The following is a 13,745-nucleotide window of genomic DNA, read 5'->3' on the forward strand; positions in this document are numbered from 1 at the left end:
GAGCCTAGCCCTGCCGGTCAGAGCCCCAGCAGCCGGTACGCCTCGACGACGCCGGTCTTGCCCTTGACCTCCAGGCCCTCGACCCGCTCGGTCCGCGCACCAGGTAGCCGCCGAGCCGTCTCGGCGCCGATCAGCACCCCGCCGACAGGTGCGGCGCTCTCGAGCCGGGCGGCGAGGTTGACGGCGTCGCCGATGACGGTGAACGTGCGGCCGCCGGCCGTGCCGAGGATGCCGACGGCGACCTCGCCCGTATTGACGCCGACGCGGAAGCGCGGCCAGCCGGGGTGCTGAGCCGCCACCGTCGCCGTCGCCGCCTGGATCGCCAGAGCCGCCGCGGCCGCCCGTCGCGCGTGGTCGGGCTGGTCACCGTCGCGGTTGAAGGTCACCATGAGCGCGTCGCCGACCAGCCGGTCGACGGTGCCGCCGTGCTGCTCGACCACGGGCGGGATGGCGATGGTGAAGTACTCGTTGAGCATCTGCGTGACGTCCTGCGGGCGGGTGCGCTCGGAGAACGACGTGAATCCCTGCAGGTCGGCGAAGAGCACGCTGAGCTCGCGCGTCCCCTTCGCGGTGTCGCCGAGGTAGAGACTGGCGAACCGCTCCTCGTGCCACTGCCGGTGCGCGCTCACGGCGACCAGCGCGAACGCCGCGAGCATCAGCAGGTGCCACTCCCACCAGCTGGCGTGCCAGTTGCGGCCCAGCGCCACCGCAACCGACGCCTCGGCGAGCAGCACGAACGCCGCCGCCATGGCCATGAGCAGGGTCACCGAGCCGGGGTGGCTGGGCAGCCGCAGGTACTGGACGACGGCGAACGCATACAGCAGCAGCGCGGCCACCGCGAGCCAGACCAGCGGGCCGGACGCCCGTTCCGGCGGCGCGGGGTCGTCCAGCGGCGCCAGTCCGCCCACCGACGCCGCGCCCCACAGCACCAGCACGGCCAGCAGGCCGCCGCGGATCAGGTGCGCCCGGCGCATCACCGCGTGCGCCCGGCCACCGGCCAGCTCCGTCGCCGACGCCGCCGCGAACATCGCCGCCACCAGCAGCCCGACCGGCGTGGCCAGCGCGAACCCAGCGTTGGGCGAGTCGAGCAGCACGCCGGGGGTCGCCAGCGCGTGCAACCCGAGGAACCCGGCCGCCGACAGGAACGCCAGCGAGACCAGGAAGACGCGGGCGTCGTTGCGACGACGCGCAGCCGTCCCCGTCGCGTAGGCCAGCGCCGTGCTCAGTGCCGCCGCACCCAGCACCAGCCAGAAGTGTGCCGGGTGGTGCTGCCACCGCACGTCCCAGTCCGGCATCGCCAGCAGCACGAACAGCCCGGCCAGCGGGAGCGCGAGCAGCAGCGCCGTCGTGCCGAGCCGAGGCGCGACGGTGCGGGCCGGCGGGTCGGCGGGCGACGGCGGGTCCGCGGGCTGCTCCGTCACGGCCGGGCCGGGTCGCCGGTGATCGGTGCGGTGGCGAGCCACTGGTGCACCTGCTGGATGACTACGGACCCCTCGCCGACGGCGGACGCGACCCGCTTGACCGACCGGCGGCGCACGTCGCCGACGGCGAACACGCCGGGCACACAGGTCTCGAGCATCAGCGGCTGCCGCTCCAGCGGCCAGCGCCGCGCGGCGTGGCTCTCCATGACGTCCGGGCCGGTGAACAGATAGCCCCATTGGTCGCGCTCGATCCGCTCCGGCAGCCAGCCGGTGTGCGGCTCGGCGCCGATGAGCAGGAACAGCCCGGCGGCGGGCTCGGTGCGGGTCGCGCCGGTGTCGCGGTCACGCAGTTCGATCCACGCCAGCCGGCCGCTGCCGCCGCCGTCGACGACCTCCGTCCGGAACCGGACCCGGACGCCGGCCGCGTCGATGGAGTCGATGAGGTACTGCGACATGCTGTCGGCCAGCGAGGCGCCGCGCACCAGCAGCGTGACGGAGCCGGCATAGCGCGACAGGTAGATGGCGGCCTGGCCGGCCGAGTTGCCGCCGCCGACGACGTAGACCGGCTCCCCCGCCAGCGCCCGGGCCTCGGACACCGACGCGCCATAGAAGACGCCGGCACCCTCGAACTGCGTCAGCGACGGCGCGTCCATGCGGCGGTAGCTGACCCCGGTGGCCAGTACGACGGCGCGCGCCTGGGCCCGCTGCCCGTCGGCCGCCGTCAGCAGGTGCCAGCCGTCCTCGGACTTCAGATCGACCAGCTCGCGCATCAGCAGGAACGTCGCACCGAACACCCATGCCTGCTGGTAGGCACGCTGCGCCAGTTCCGCGCCGCTGATGCCGCGGGCGAATCCGAGATAGTTGCGGATCAACGAGCTGGACCCGGCCTGGCCGCCGATCGACTCGCGCTCGACGACCAGCGTCCGCAGCCCTTCCGACGACGCGTACACGGCGGCCGCCAGCCCCGCAGGCCCGGCGCCGACGACGATGACGTCGAAGTCCGTCTCGGCGCCGAGCGTCGTGTCGACCCCGTACGCGTCGGCGAGCTGGGTGTTCGTCGGGTCGACCAGCACCCGGCCGTCGTGCAGCAGGACGACCGGCGCCGCGCTGCCGTCGAGACCGGCCGCGGCGAGCGCCGTCCGGCCCTCGTCGGTGTCGGAGGCGTGGAACTGGTGCTGCACCCCGTTGCGGACCAGCAGGCTGCGCAGCTCGTGCGCACGCGGCGACCAGCGCTCGGCGACCACCGTCACCTCGCGTGGCGCCGCCGACACCGACCGCTCCCACTCCAGCAGGAACTCGGTGACGGTGCGGTGGAAGTACTCGTCCGGCGCGCGCCACGGCCGCAGCGCGTAGTAGTCGATCTTGCCGAGCGCGATCAGCCGGTGGATGGAGTCGGCGGTCGCGCGGTCGGCCCACGCGCCCCAGTCGACGACGAGCGCCCGCTTCGCCTCCGGGTACAGCTGCTTGACCTCACTGAAGACGGCGTCCTCGGGGTCGCCGGCGTCGTCGGAGGTGGGCGGGCGGTCGCACAGGACGAGCGCCACCTGCAGCCCGCGCTCGCGCAGCGACTCGAGAGACGCCAGCCCGGCCGCACTGCTCCGCTCGTCGACGACGTCGTAGTCGCCGCCGTAGCGCCGGCGCAGCTGGTCGGCGATGCGCGCCTGCCCCGTGGCGTCGTGCTCGTGCTCGATGACCACCAGCACCGGCCGTTGGTCCATGCCGACCTCCCCCGAAGGCTGCGGCCGGCCGTGCCCCTGCCGGCCGCATGCTCGAGAGTCTAGGGCCGGGGCGGGCTGATGGAACCGGTCGCGAGCGGGAGAGATACTGATCGCGTGGCGCCGGTCCGAGTCAGCGAGACGCTCGTCATCCCCGACGACGAGCTGTCCTGGCGGTTCTCCCGGTCCAGCGGGCCTGGCGGCCAGGGCGTCAACACCACCGACTCACGGGTCGAGCTGTCCTTCGACGTGACGGGGTCGCGCGTGCTCAGCGCCGCGGCGCGGGCGCGGGTGACGGAGCGGCTGGCGCACCGGCTGGTGGACGGCGTGCTGACGGTGGTCGCGTCCGAGCACCGCTCGCAGCTGCGCAACCGCGAGGCCGCTCAGGAGCGGTTGGCGGCCCTGCTGGACGAGGCGCTGCGCCCGCCACCGCCGCCGCGCCGCCCCACCAAGCCGTCGCGCCGGGCCAAGGCCCGCCGGGTGGAGAGCAAGAAGAAGCAGGGCGAGACCAAGCGCCTGCGCCGCCGTCCCGACGACAGCTGAGCCGGTAACGACTCAGGCGCTGAGGCTGGGCTTGATGGCGACCAGCCGGCCGAGCAGGCCGTTGACGAACGTCGGCGACTGGTCGGTCGACAGGTCGCGGGCCAGGGTGACGGCCTCGTCCAGCGCCACCGGGTCGGGGACGTCGTCGCGGTACAGCACCTCGTAGACGCCGATGCGCAGCACGTTGCGGTCGACCGCCGGCATGCGCTCCAGCGTCCAGCCCTCGGAGTAGGTCGAGATCAGCTCGTCGATGCGGTCACGGTGCGCGATAACGCCCTCGACCAGCTGGACGGTGTACTCGTTCAGCGGCTGTTCGGCGGTGGCGAGACGGTGCGCCAGCGTGGCGCCGAGCGTGAGCCCGCGCAGCTCGGACTCGTACAGGATGTCGAGCGCACGCTTGCGGGCACGGCTCCTCGCTGGCATAACCCGCGCCCGTCAGCCGGCGCGGCCGAGGTAGGAACCGTCGCGGGTGTCGACCTTGACCTTCTCGCCACTGGTGATGAACAGCGGCACCTGCACCTCGTAGCCGGTCTCGAGCCGGGCCGGCTTGTTGCCGCCGGTGGACCGGTCGCCCTGCAGGCCCGGCTCGGTGTACTCGATGGTGAGCACGACCGACGCGGGCAGCTCGACGAACAGCGGGGTGCCGTCGTGCAGGCCGACGGTGGCGTCCTGGTTCTCCAGCATGAAGTTCGCGGCGCCACCGACCACGCCGGTCGAGACGTGCGTCTGCTCGTAGCTCTGGGTGTCCATGAACACGAAGTCGTCGGCGTCGCGGTACAGGTAGGTCATCTCGCGGCGGTCGACGTTGGCGGTCTCGACCTTGACGCCCGCGTTGAACGTCTTGTCGACCACCTTGCCGGACAGGACGTTCTTCAGCTTCGTCCGCACGAAAGCCCCGCCCTTGCCGGGCTTGACGTGCTGGAACTCCACCACGCTCCACAGTTGCCCGTCGAGGTTGAGCACGATGCCGTTCTTGAGGTCGTTGGTCGTCGCCACGTCGTTCGATGCCTTCTGTCGTCTTGGTTACGGGTCCCGGCCGCGTCAGGCGTCCAGGACCAGCAGGTCCTTGGTGGTGGGTGTGAGCAGCTCGGAACCACCGGAGGCCCGAACCGCCAGCGTGTCCTCGATGCGGACGCCGCCGCGGCCGGGCAGGTAGATCCCGGGCTCGACGGTCACAGCCATGCGATCGGCCAGTGTACCCGTCGCGGAGTATCCGAGCGTCGGCGCCTCGTGGACCTCCAGGCCCACGCCGTGCCCCGTCCCGTGCCCGAAGTTCTCCTTGTAGCCGGCGTCGTCGATGACCGCGCGGCTGGCGTTGTCGACGGAGATGCACTCGGCGCCGACGATGACGGCCTCGGTGCCGGCCCGCTGGGCGGCGGCGACGAGGTCGTAGATCTCGCGCTGCCAGTCCTGCGGCTGCGTCCCGACGACGGACGTACGGGTGCAGTCGGCGTGGTAGCCGCGGTAGGCGGCGCCGAAGTCGATCTTCAGCAGGTCGCCGCGCTCGACCACGCGCTCGGTCGGGCTGTGGTGCGGGATGGCGCTGTTCGAGCCGGCCGCGACGATGGTCTCGAAGGCGATGGCGTCGGCGCCGTGGCCGAACATCCGCCACTCGAGGTCGCGGGCGATCTCCTTCTCCGTCCGCCCGGCGAACCCGCCCGCGGCGTAGAGGTCGTCCAGCGCCCGGCACGAGATGGCACACGCCTCGGCCAGCAGGCCGAGCTCGTCCTCGTCCTTGACGGCGCGCAGCTGCTCGACCGCGCGGCCCAGGTGGACGGTCTCGACCGTGGCCGGCTCGGCCTCGAGCGCGGTCTGGACCGCCTCCCACATCTCCAGGGTGACGGCGTGCTCCTCGACGCCCAGCCGTAGACTCCCCCCGGCCTTCGCCGCACGGGTGGCGAGGGACGTCGCGACACCCCGCTCTACGACCAGCTCGACATCTTCTGCCACGGCCTTCGCCGCCGTAGAATAGCGGCTATCCGTCGCAAGCACGGCCGAACCGTCCGAGGTCAGGAGCAATGCCGCGTTACTGCTGTCGAGGCCGGTGAGATAACGGACGTTGACCAGGCTTGTGACTAGCGCCGCGTCAATCTTGTCATCAACCAGCCTCCGAGCCAGTCCGGCGCGTCGCCTCGCGTGGGTCTCCGCCATCGTTTATGCCCTCTCCATCCGTACTGACCTGTGTAGACGTCGTCGCATTTCAATAATTGAGACGGGTGCTTCGCAGTTGATCACGGCTCGACTACTCTCATGATCATGCTCATCCTAGGCCTGGTAGTCATCGTCATTCTGGCCCTCGTCATGAGCTTTCTCGTCATTCGGCGTGGGCCCGAGACAACCACCGCGCGCACCTTCTCTTCGTCCTTGACACCGCCGCCCGGCGTGCGGCTCCCCCGCGAGTTGCAGGACGAGGTCCGAGACGTCGCATCGCGCGGCAATACCGACCAAGCCGTGAAAATCCTGCACAAACGGGCCAGCCTTCCACTACCGCAGGCTACCGCCATCGTCTACGCGGTCCAGGTGGGACAGGTGTTCCCTGAGCCCGAGCCGGCCAGCACCGCACCCGCGAGCCCGTCCCGCCGCCGCGGCGCCATCGACGCCGAGCTGCTGGCGACGCTGCGCCGGCTGGTCAGCCAGGACCGCCTGCGCCGCACGGCCGCCATCAAGCTGCTCCGAGACCGCACCGGCATGAACACCCGCGACGCCCGGCGGTTCCTCGACGCTCTGTAACACTTGATATCACCGCTGGTACCGGTGATAGCATCGCGGCATGCGCCAGTTGCTGCTGCGGATCCCCGAAGACCTCCACCGGCGGCTGTCCGCGCGTGCGCAGCGCGAGGGCGTCTCCATCAACGCGCTGGCCAACAAGGTGCTCTCCGCCGCCGCGCCGCCGCCTCCCCCGTCCGACGACGACATCGACGTGCGGCGTCTGGAGCTGCGCGAGAAGGCCCGCGACCTCGGCATCCTGGTCGAGAACCCGGCGCCGTCCGTCCCGCCCGCCCAGTTCACCCGCGCGCTCAAGGCCACCGAGGGCGCCGGCCCGGTCGTCGACGAGCTGTGGGCCGACGGCCGATGAGCATGCTCACCTACGTCGACTCGTCGGTGCTGGTGCGCTCCTACCTCGCCGACGAGCCGCGGCACGCCGTCGCGCGCGGGCTGATCGAGGGCCGCTCGCTGCTGGTGACGTCCACGCTGGCGCTGCTGGAGGCGTCGTCTGCGCTGGTCCGGGCGGCGCGCACCCGCCACGTCGGCGACGTCGACACGCTACTGGCCAAGCTCTACGAGGACGTCTCGCCCACGGGACCGGTCGCGCTGATCCGGGCCGACACCCTCGACACCGAGAACACCGCGCGGGTGCTGGTGCGCCGGTTCGGCATCCGCGCCGTCGACGCCCTGCACCTGGCCATCGCCGACCTCGCCGCGCGGCCGCTGGCCCGCTCCGGCGAGCGGGTCGGGTTCGCCTCGCACGACGACGCACAGCGCGCGGCGGCCGCCGATCTGGGGTTCGTGGCCGTCTGACCGGTACGGTCGTCGCGTGGATTTCTGGCTGATCGTCGTCATCGCGTTCGGGGCCGCGCTGGTGCTCGGTTTCGGCATCGTCATCCTGCGCGGACGGGCCGACGCGGTCCGCGGGACGCCGTCGGTGAGCGGCGGGAGTGACGTGACCCGCGTGCCCGCCGCGCCGCCGCCGCCCGTCGTCGACCGCCAATCGCTCGACGACGCCGTCGGCGCCCTGCTCGCGGAGGGCAAGCTCATCCATGCCGTCAAGCTGGTCCGCGAGCACACCGGCTTCGGGCTCAAGGACGCCAAGGAGTACGTCGACCGGCTGGCCGCCGGGGCGAGCACGCAGGCGGTCGCGCCGGTGCGGCGGTCCCCCGAGACGATCACGCCCGAGGCGATGGCGCGCATCCAGCAGCTGATCGCCCAGGGTAAGAAGATCCACGCGATCAAGGAGCTGCGCGAGCACACCGGCCTCGGGCTCAAGCAGGCCAAGGACACCGTCGACCGCATGGAGGAGTCCGGGGTCGTCGCCGCGCTCGACGTCCCGTCGCCGGCCGCCGCGGACCCGACCGACGAGGTGATGGCGCGCGTTCAGGCGCTGGTGGCCGACGGCAAGAAGATCCAGGCGATCAAGCTGCTGATCGAGAACGCACCCGACCTCGACCTCAGGAGGGCCAAGGCGATCGTCGACCGGCTCTGATCTGCCGTCAGACGAGGCCGGCGACGGCCCGCAGTGCGAGGTCGTACGAGCCCAGCCCGAACCCGGCGACCGTGCCGGTGGCGACCCCGGCGACGACGCTGGTGTGCCGGAACTCCTCGCGCGCGGCCGGGTTGGAGATGTGCACCTCGATCAGCGGCGCGCCCAGCTGGGCGCACGCGTCGCGCAGCGCGTAGGAGTAGTGCGTGAACGCGGCCGGGTTGAGCACGACCGGCGTGCCGGCGTCGGCGGCCTCGTGCAGCCAGTGCACCAGCTCCGCTTCGTCGTCGGTCTGCCGCACATCGGCGTCGAGGCCGAGCTCGGCGGCGGTCTTGTGGCACCGCTCGACCAGGCCGGCGAAGGTCGTACTGCCGTAGACGTCCGGCTCGCGCGACCCCAGCCGGCCGAGGTTGGGACCGTTGAGCACCAGTACGCGCGTCGTCACGGGCCCGACCTTATCGCTGCCTCACGGGAGCCGGTTGCCGGCCGCCCGGTAGAGCGCGTACCAGGTCTCGCGGCTCAGCTCGAGGTCGGCCGCGCGGGCCAGCTCGGCGACGCGGGCCGGCTTCGTCGTCCCGACGACCGGCTGCATGCGGGCCGGGTGGCGCAGGATCCAGGCGACGGCGACGGTGCCCGGCGTGGTGCCGGTCTCGGCGCCGACGGCCGCGAGCGCATCGTTCAGCTCCTGGAAGTTCGGGTTCGTCAGGAACGTCCCGGCGATGTGGCCGTGCTGCAGGACCGACCACGGCTGGATGGTGATGCCGTGCCGCCGGCAGTACTCCAGCGCGCCGCCGTCGCGGTCCACGCCGCCGTCGAACCGGTGTTGACGTTGAGGCCGGAGTCGATCAGCGGGGTGTGGGCGAGGCCGAACTGCAGCTGGTTGGCGATCAGCGGCTGCCGCACGTGCGCCTTCAGCAGCTCCAGCTGAGCCGGGTTCTGGTTGCTGACCCCGACGTGGCGCACCTTGCCCGCCGTCACCAGCTCGTCGAAGGCCGCCGCGACCTCGTCCGGCTCCATCAGGGTGTCCGGCCGGTGCAGGAGCAGCAGGTCGACGTAGTCGGTGCGCAGCCGGCGCAGCGACCCCTCGACGGAGGTGCGGATGTGCTCGGCGGAGAAGTCGAAGAACCCGTCGCGGATGCCGCACTTCGTCTGGACGACGATGTCCTCGCGCCGGGTGGAGGTCCGGGCCAGCGCGGCTCCGAAGACCTCCTCGCACCGTCCGCCGCCGTAGATGTCGGCATGGTCGAACATCGTGATGCCGGCGTCGGCGGCCGCGCCGATCAGCCCCGCGACCTCGTCCTCGGACAGCTGGTCGATGCGCATGCAGCCGAGCGTGACGGCCGAGCCGATCAGCCCGGATCCGCCGATGTCGATGTACTTCACCCGGCCGAGCCTAGCGGGGCCGCCGTCGCCCGCCGTCCGCCTTGGCAAGGCTGACCGTCGCCGCGAACCGCGCATATCGGACGTCGCAGCGACGTCCAGCCGTGCCAAGAGGATGGCCGGCCGTGCCAAGGCGCGGCCGGCCTCGCCGAAGAGCGACAATGAGGCGCCCGGCAGGCGAATGAGAGGACGCGTCATGGTCGACCTGCCGCCGCTGTTCACGTACTCCGGCGCGCTGGCCGCCGGGCTCACCGAGAGCGCCATCCGTCATCAGGTGCGGCAGGGCCGCTTGATCGTGGTGCGCCACGGCGTCTACTGCTCGCGCGACGTGTGGGAGCGGATGGGCGCCGACCAGCGGCTGCGGCACGAACTGGAGATCCGCGCGGTGCTGATGTCGCTCGGCGGCGCGTGGGTCAGCCACTACTCCGGTGCGGCACTGCAGCAACTGCCCCTCCCGTCCGGCTGGGACGAGGTCGTCACGCTGACGCGGCCGGTCCGGGCTGCGGGGCGGCCGTCGTATCCGGGCGTCCGGTTCCGGACGGCGGCCGTTCCACCGGCCCACCGGACGACGGTGTTCGGGCTGCCGGTCCTGACGGTGGCCCGCAACGTGCTCGACATCGCCCGCACCGACGGGGTGGCCGCCGGTCTCGTCGTCGGCGATGCAGCGCTGCGCCGCGACCTCGCCACGCCGGCGCAGCTCGCCGCGACCGTCGCCGACCTCGCCGGCTGGCCTGGCGTGTCGGCTGCGCGGCTGGTGGCAGAGCACGCGTCGGGGCTGCGCGAGTCGCCGGTCGAGTCGGTGTCGTACGCGGTGTTCGTGCGGCGTGGGCTCGCGCTCCCCGAGTGCAACGCCTGGCTCTCCGCGGAGCGTCGCGGCGGCGTGCGGGCCGACTTCGCCTGGCGCCGGCACCGGCTGCTGGGCGAGGCGGACGGCCGGGTGAAATACGACGATCCGTGGAGCACGGCCGAGACCGTGCTGTGGAAGGAGAAACTGCGGCAGGAGCGCCTCGAGGACCTCGGCTTCGTCGTCACCCGCTGGACCGGCGCCGAGATCCACCGCGACCCGGATGCCGTTGTCGCCCGGCTGGCCGAGCGGTCACGCCGGGCACACGAGATGTATGGCGTGCCGATGCTGGTCCGGTGAGGTTCGGCGGCGTTGTCGGTGGTGGGTGCCACGATGGCCGCATGAGCGATGAACCGGAGACCAGTTCGATGCTGACCGACGGCTCGGCCACCACGCCGTGGGCCGACGCGGTGGCGGCGCTGGCCGCGGCCGACACGTACTGGCTGTCGACGGTGCGCCCCGACGGGCGGCCGCACGTCGTCCCGATCCTGGGCGTGGTCGTCGACGGCGGGTTCCACTTCGCCGCGTGGCCGGGCAGCGTGGCCGGGCGCAACCTGGCGGCCGACCCGCGCTGCGTCGTCGCCGTCACCGCCGGCGGCATCGACATCGCCGTCGAGGGCCTGGCGGCGCCCGTGCGCGACGAACCCGTGCTGCAGGCTGTGGCCGCGCGCTACCTCGACCAGTACGACTGGCCGGTCGACATCCGCGACGGCGTCTTCCACGCCGAGGGCGCGCCCACCGCCGGACCAGGCCCGTTCAACGTGTACGCGCTGACCCCGTCCACGGGGTTCGGCTACGGGTCGGGCGCCGACGACGACTACAACCCGACCCGATGGCGGTTCGGCTAGCGGGCGACCTCGGTGAAGGCGGCCGTCAGGAGCTGCGGGTCGGGGGCCTCGAGGATGCCGGGCTTGCCCAGCGCGTCGAGTACGACGAACCGCAGCCGGTCGCCGCGGGTCTTCTTGTCGATGCGCATGGTGTCGAGCAGCCGGGGCCAGGCCTGGCCGTCGTAGCTGGTGGGCAGGCCGAGGGTCTCGAGGATGCGGCGGTGCCGGTCGGCGGTGTCGTCGTCGAGGCGGCCGGCAAGACGGCCGAGTTCGGCGGCGAAGACCATGCCGACGGAGATCGCGGCGCCGTGGCGCCACTTGTACCGTTCGAGCTTCTCGATGGCGTGGCCGAGCGTGTGCCCGTAGTTGAGGATCTCGCGCAGCCCTGACTCGCGCAGGTCCGCGCCCACGACGTCGGCCTTCACCTGCACCGACCGCACCACGAGGTCACGCACGTACGGGCCGTCGGGCCGGGCGGCGCCAGCGGGGTCGGCCTCGATGATGTCGAGGATCGACGGGTCGGCGATGAAGCCGGCCTTGATCACCTCGGCGAGGCCGGCGACATACTCGTTCGGCGGCAGCGACGACAGGGCGGCGAGGTCGCAGAGCACGCCGGCCGGCGGGTGGAACGCACCGACCAGGTTCTTGCCCTCGGCGGTGTTGATGCCGGTCTTCCCGCCCACCGCGGCGTCGACCATGCCGAGCACCGTCGTCGGGATCGGCACCCACTTCACGCCCCGCAGCCACGACGCCGCCACGAACCCGGCGAGGTCGGTGGTCGCTCCCCCGCCGATGCCGACGACGGCGTCGGAGCGGGTCATGCCGATGCGGCCGAGCACCGACCAGCAGTACGCGGCGACCTCCGCGGTCTTGGCCTCCTCGGCGTCGGGGACCTCGACGGCGTGCGCCTCGAAGCCCTGCGCCACGAGGTCGTCGCGGACGGTGTCGGCGGTCGTCCGCAGCGCGCCGGGGTGGATGACGGCGATGCGCCGGACGCCGTCGCCGAGCAGCCCGGGCAGCTCGCCCAGCAGCCCGCTGCCCACCACGACGTCGTAGGGGTGCTCGCCGCCGACGTGGACCCGGGTCGGCGTGGCGGCGTCAGTGGACATGCTTGACGACCTCGTCGGCGATGTCCTCGGGGGTGCGGCCGGCGGTGTCGACGGTGACCGTGGCGGCCTCGACGTAGACCGGGCGGCGGTCGTCGAGCAGCCGCTTGAGCTGGGCCCGCGGGCTCTCCAGCAGCAGCGGCCGGTCCCGGTTCAGCCCGACCCGCGAGACCGCGTCGGCCAGGCCGACGTCGAGGAAGACGACGACGTGCCCGGCGAGCAGCGCGCGGTGCTCGGCCCCGACGACCGCCCCGCCGCCGAGTGCGAGGACGCCGTCGTGCTCGTCCAGCGCCGTCGCCACCGCGGCGCGTTCCAGCGCGCGGAACGCCGGCTCGCCGTCCTCGACGAAGATGTCGGTGATCGGCTTGCCCGCGGTGCGCTCGATGTCGGTGTCGGTGTCGCGGAAGGTCGCGCCCAGCCGCTGCGCGACCAGCGTGCCGACGGTGGTCTTGCCGGCGCCGGGCGGGCCGATGACGACGACGCGCGGCGCCATCAGCGCACCGCCAGCCCCGCCGGGATGGCGTCGAGGTAGGCGGCCAGGTTGCGGGCGGTCTCGGCGACGGAGTCGCCGCCGAACTTCTCCAGCGCCAGCTCGGCCACGACCAGCGCGACCATGGCCTCGGCGACGACGCCGGCCGCCGGGACCGCGCACACGTCGGAGCGCTGGTGGTGCGCCTTGGCGACCTCGCCAGTAGCGGTGTCGACGGTGCGCAGCGCCCGCGGGACGGTCGAGATCGGCTTCATCGCGGCCCGGACCCGCAGCGTCTCGCCGGTGGTCATGCCACCCTCGATGCCGCCGGACCGGCCCGACGTCCGCCGCACCCCGCCGCCGTCGACCGGCACGATCTCGTCCTGCGCCTGCGAGCCGCGGGTGCGGGCCAGCTCGAAGCCGTCGCCGACCGCGACGCCCTTGATGGCCTGGATGCCCATAAGCGCGCCGGCCAGCCGGGCGTCGAGCTTGCGGTCGCCGTGCACGTAACTGCCCACGCCGGGCGGCAGGCCGGTGACGACCACCTCGACGACCCCGCCGAGCGTGTCGCCCTCGTCATGCGCGACGTCGACCTCAGCGACCATGAGCTTGCTGGTGTCGGCGTCGAAGCAGCGCAGCGGGTCGGCGTCGAGGTACTCGACGTCGTCGGGGCCGGGCAGCGGCGAGCCGGCCGGCACCGCGACCGTACCCAGCCCGACTGTGTGGCTGACCAGCCGGACGCCGTACGCCTGCCGCAGGAACGCCGACGCGACCGCGCCGAGCGCCACCCGGGCGGCCGTCTCGCGGGCGCTGGCCCGCTCGAGCACCGGGCGGGCCTCGCCGAAGCCGTACTTCTGCATGCCCGCGAGGTCGGCGTGGCCGGGGCGGGGACGGGTCAGCGGGGCGTTGCGCGCGAGGCCGTCCAGGACCTCCTGGTCGACCGGGTCGGCGGCCATGACCTGCTCCCACTTGGGCCACTCGGTGTTGCCCACCTGGATGGCGACGGGGCTGCCGAGCGACGTGCCGTGCCGCACCCCGCCGACGAGCGTGACCTCGTCGGCCTCGAACTTCATCCGGGCACCGCGGCCGTACCCGAGCCGCCGCCGCGCCAGCGCCGCGTCGATGTCGGCGGTCGTGACCTCGACCCCGGCCGGAAGTCCCTCGAGGATCGCGACCAGGGCCGGCCCGTGCGACTCCCCCGCTGTCAGCCATCTGAGCATGCTCGAATTCTCCCACGCTCTC

The 13,745-nt window shown here is 72.8% G+C and carries 16 protein-coding genes and 1 pseudogene; 7 read left to right on the plus strand and 10 right to left on the minus strand.

Annotation, left to right across the window (positions count from 1 at the left end; translation table 11 throughout):
- Nucleotides 1–17 precede the first annotated feature (17 nt).
- Complete coding sequence (locus tag BLV05_RS23310; protein WP_152690860.1) at nt 18–1,421, minus strand: adenylate/guanylate cyclase domain-containing protein; 1,404 nt, start codon at nt 1,419–1,421, stop codon at nt 18–20.
- On the minus strand, nt 1,418–3,139 hold the full coding sequence (locus BLV05_RS23315; protein WP_046770102.1) for an FAD-dependent oxidoreductase: 1,722 nt from the start codon (nt 3,137–3,139) through the stop codon (nt 1,418–1,420). The genes BLV05_RS23310 and BLV05_RS23315 overlap by 4 nt, the downstream gene beginning before the upstream one ends.
- A 78-nt stretch (nt 3,140–3,217) precedes the next feature.
- Here BLV05_RS23315 and arfB point away from each other — a divergent pair, with 78 nt between their 5' ends.
- The gene (gene arfB / locus BLV05_RS23320; protein WP_082155424.1) at nt 3,218–3,679 is read left to right on the plus strand and encodes an alternative ribosome rescue aminoacyl-tRNA hydrolase ArfB; all 462 of its coding nucleotides are present in this window, start codon (nt 3,218–3,220) and stop codon (nt 3,677–3,679) included.
- 12 nt (nt 3,680–3,691) lie between these two features.
- Here arfB and nusB read toward each other — a convergent pair whose 3' ends face one another.
- The 3 genes from nusB to BLV05_RS23335 are packed head-to-tail and all read right to left on the minus strand — an operon-like array spanning nt 3,692 to nt 5,830.
- Nucleotides 3,692–4,102: a transcription antitermination factor NusB gene (nusB, locus tag BLV05_RS23325; protein WP_046770104.1), complete on the minus strand. Its 411-nt coding sequence runs from the start codon at nt 4,100–4,102 to the stop codon at nt 3,692–3,694.
- Between the two features lie 12 nt (nt 4,103–4,114).
- Nucleotides 4,115–4,675 carry an elongation factor P gene (gene efp / locus BLV05_RS23330; RefSeq protein ID WP_046770105.1) on the minus strand — a complete coding sequence of 187 codons (561 nt, stop codon included), beginning with the start codon at nt 4,673–4,675 and terminating at the stop codon, nt 4,115–4,117.
- Between the two features lie 45 nt (nt 4,676–4,720).
- Nucleotides 4,721–5,830, minus strand: a complete 1,110-nt coding sequence (locus BLV05_RS23335) for a M24 family metallopeptidase (protein WP_046770106.1) — start codon at nt 5,828–5,830, stop codon at nt 4,721–4,723.
- Between the two features lie 99 nt (nt 5,831–5,929).
- Here BLV05_RS23335 and BLV05_RS23340 point away from each other — a divergent pair, with 99 nt between their 5' ends.
- Genes BLV05_RS23340 through BLV05_RS37115 form a run of 4 tightly spaced genes read left to right on the plus strand, consistent with a single transcriptional unit; the run spans nt 5,930 to nt 7,880 of the window.
- Complete coding sequence (locus BLV05_RS23340) at nt 5,930–6,409, plus strand: hypothetical protein (protein WP_046770107.1); 480 nt, start codon at nt 5,930–5,932, stop codon at nt 6,407–6,409.
- A 40-nt stretch (nt 6,410–6,449) separates the two neighbouring features.
- The gene (locus tag BLV05_RS23345; RefSeq protein ID WP_046770108.1) at nt 6,450–6,755 is read left to right on the plus strand and encodes a toxin-antitoxin system HicB family antitoxin; all 306 of its coding nucleotides are present in this window, start codon (nt 6,450–6,452) and stop codon (nt 6,753–6,755) included.
- Entirely contained in the window at nt 6,752–7,198 is a 447-nt protein-coding gene (locus BLV05_RS23350; RefSeq protein WP_152690861.1) for a type II toxin-antitoxin system VapC family toxin, read from the plus strand. Before BLV05_RS23345 ends, BLV05_RS23350 begins: the two co-directional genes overlap by 4 nt.
- Nucleotides 7,199–7,214: 16 nt before the next feature.
- On the plus strand, nt 7,215–7,880 hold the full coding sequence (locus tag BLV05_RS37115) for a ribosomal protein L7/L12 (protein ID WP_046770110.1): 666 nt from the start codon (nt 7,215–7,217) through the stop codon (nt 7,878–7,880).
- A 7-nt stretch (nt 7,881–7,887) separates the two neighbouring features.
- On the opposite strand, the gene aroQ is transcribed toward BLV05_RS37115, so the two are convergent.
- Together aroQ and BLV05_RS23365 are read right to left on the minus strand one after the other, a co-directional pair.
- Entirely contained in the window at nt 7,888–8,322 is a 435-nt protein-coding gene (aroQ, locus tag BLV05_RS23360) for a type II 3-dehydroquinate dehydratase (RefSeq protein WP_046770111.1), read from the minus strand.
- Nucleotides 8,323–8,343: 21 nt separating this feature from the next.
- Nucleotides 8,344–9,260 (minus strand): annotated as a pseudogene (locus tag BLV05_RS23365) (aldo/keto reductase).
- 193 nt (nt 9,261–9,453) lie between these two features.
- On the opposite strand from BLV05_RS23365, the gene BLV05_RS23370 reads away from it, so the two are divergent.
- Nucleotides 9,454–10,401, plus strand: a complete 948-nt coding sequence (locus tag BLV05_RS23370) for a type IV toxin-antitoxin system AbiEi family antitoxin domain-containing protein (RefSeq protein ID WP_052762683.1) — start codon at nt 9,454–9,456, stop codon at nt 10,399–10,401.
- Nucleotides 10,402–10,442: 41 nt separating this feature from the next.
- The gene (locus BLV05_RS23375) at nt 10,443–10,949 is read left to right on the plus strand and encodes a pyridoxamine 5'-phosphate oxidase family protein (protein ID WP_046770112.1); all 507 of its coding nucleotides are present in this window, start codon (nt 10,443–10,445) and stop codon (nt 10,947–10,949) included.
- Here BLV05_RS23375 and aroB read toward each other — a convergent pair.
- From aroB to aroC, 3 genes are read right to left on the minus strand one after another with little or no spacing between them, the layout of a single operon-like run.
- Entirely contained in the window at nt 10,946–12,037 is a 1,092-nt protein-coding gene (aroB, locus tag BLV05_RS23380; RefSeq protein WP_046770113.1) for a 3-dehydroquinate synthase, read from the minus strand. The two genes, BLV05_RS23375 and aroB, sit on opposite strands and share 4 nt — an antisense overlap.
- Nucleotides 12,027–12,527: a shikimate kinase gene (locus tag BLV05_RS23385; RefSeq protein WP_082155427.1), complete on the minus strand. Its 501-nt coding sequence runs from the start codon at nt 12,525–12,527 to the stop codon at nt 12,027–12,029. The genes aroB and BLV05_RS23385 overlap by 11 nt, the downstream gene beginning before the upstream one ends.
- Nucleotides 12,527–13,723, minus strand: a complete 1,197-nt coding sequence (gene aroC / locus BLV05_RS23390) for a chorismate synthase (protein WP_046770114.1) — start codon at nt 13,721–13,723, stop codon at nt 12,527–12,529. The genes BLV05_RS23385 and aroC overlap by 1 nt, the downstream gene beginning before the upstream one ends.
- Nucleotides 13,724–13,745 lie beyond the last annotated feature (22 nt).

The organism is Jiangella alkaliphila (assembly GCF_900105925.1).
GTDB lineage: Bacteria > Actinomycetota > Actinomycetes > Jiangellales > Jiangellaceae > Jiangella > Jiangella alkaliphila.

Bases quoted from the DNA above. Each gene is read 5' to 3' on its own strand.
- BLV05_RS23315 (WP_046770102.1), bottom strand. From the start codon at position 3,139: ATGGACCAACGGCCGGTGCTGGTGGTCATCGAGCACGAGCACGACGCC.
- arfB (WP_082155424.1), top strand. From the start codon at position 3,218: ATGGAACCGGTCGCGAGCGGGAGAGATACTGATCGCGTGGCGCCGGTC.
- nusB (WP_046770104.1), bottom strand. From the start codon at position 4,102: ATGCCAGCGAGGAGCCGTGCCCGCAAGCGTGCGCTCGACATCCTGTAC.
- BLV05_RS23335 (WP_046770106.1), bottom strand. From the start codon at position 5,830: ATGGCGGAGACCCACGCGAGGCGACGCGCCGGACTGGCTCGGAGGCTG.
- BLV05_RS23340 (WP_046770107.1), top strand. From the start codon at position 5,930: ATGATCATGCTCATCCTAGGCCTGGTAGTCATCGTCATTCTGGCCCTC.
- BLV05_RS23345 (WP_046770108.1), top strand. From the start codon at position 6,450: ATGCGCCAGTTGCTGCTGCGGATCCCCGAAGACCTCCACCGGCGGCTG.
- BLV05_RS23350 (WP_152690861.1), top strand. From the start codon at position 6,752: ATGAGCATGCTCACCTACGTCGACTCGTCGGTGCTGGTGCGCTCCTAC.
- BLV05_RS23370 (WP_052762683.1), top strand. From the start codon at position 9,454: ATGGTCGACCTGCCGCCGCTGTTCACGTACTCCGGCGCGCTGGCCGCC.
- BLV05_RS23375 (WP_046770112.1), top strand. From the start codon at position 10,443: ATGAGCGATGAACCGGAGACCAGTTCGATGCTGACCGACGGCTCGGCC.
- aroB (WP_046770113.1), bottom strand. From the start codon at position 12,037: ATGTCCACTGACGCCGCCACGCCGACCCGGGTCCACGTCGGCGGCGAG.
- BLV05_RS23385 (WP_082155427.1), bottom strand. From the start codon at position 12,527: ATGGCGCCGCGCGTCGTCGTCATCGGCCCGCCCGGCGCCGGCAAGACC.
- aroC (WP_046770114.1), bottom strand. From the start codon at position 13,723: ATGCTCAGATGGCTGACAGCGGGGGAGTCGCACGGGCCGGCCCTGGTC.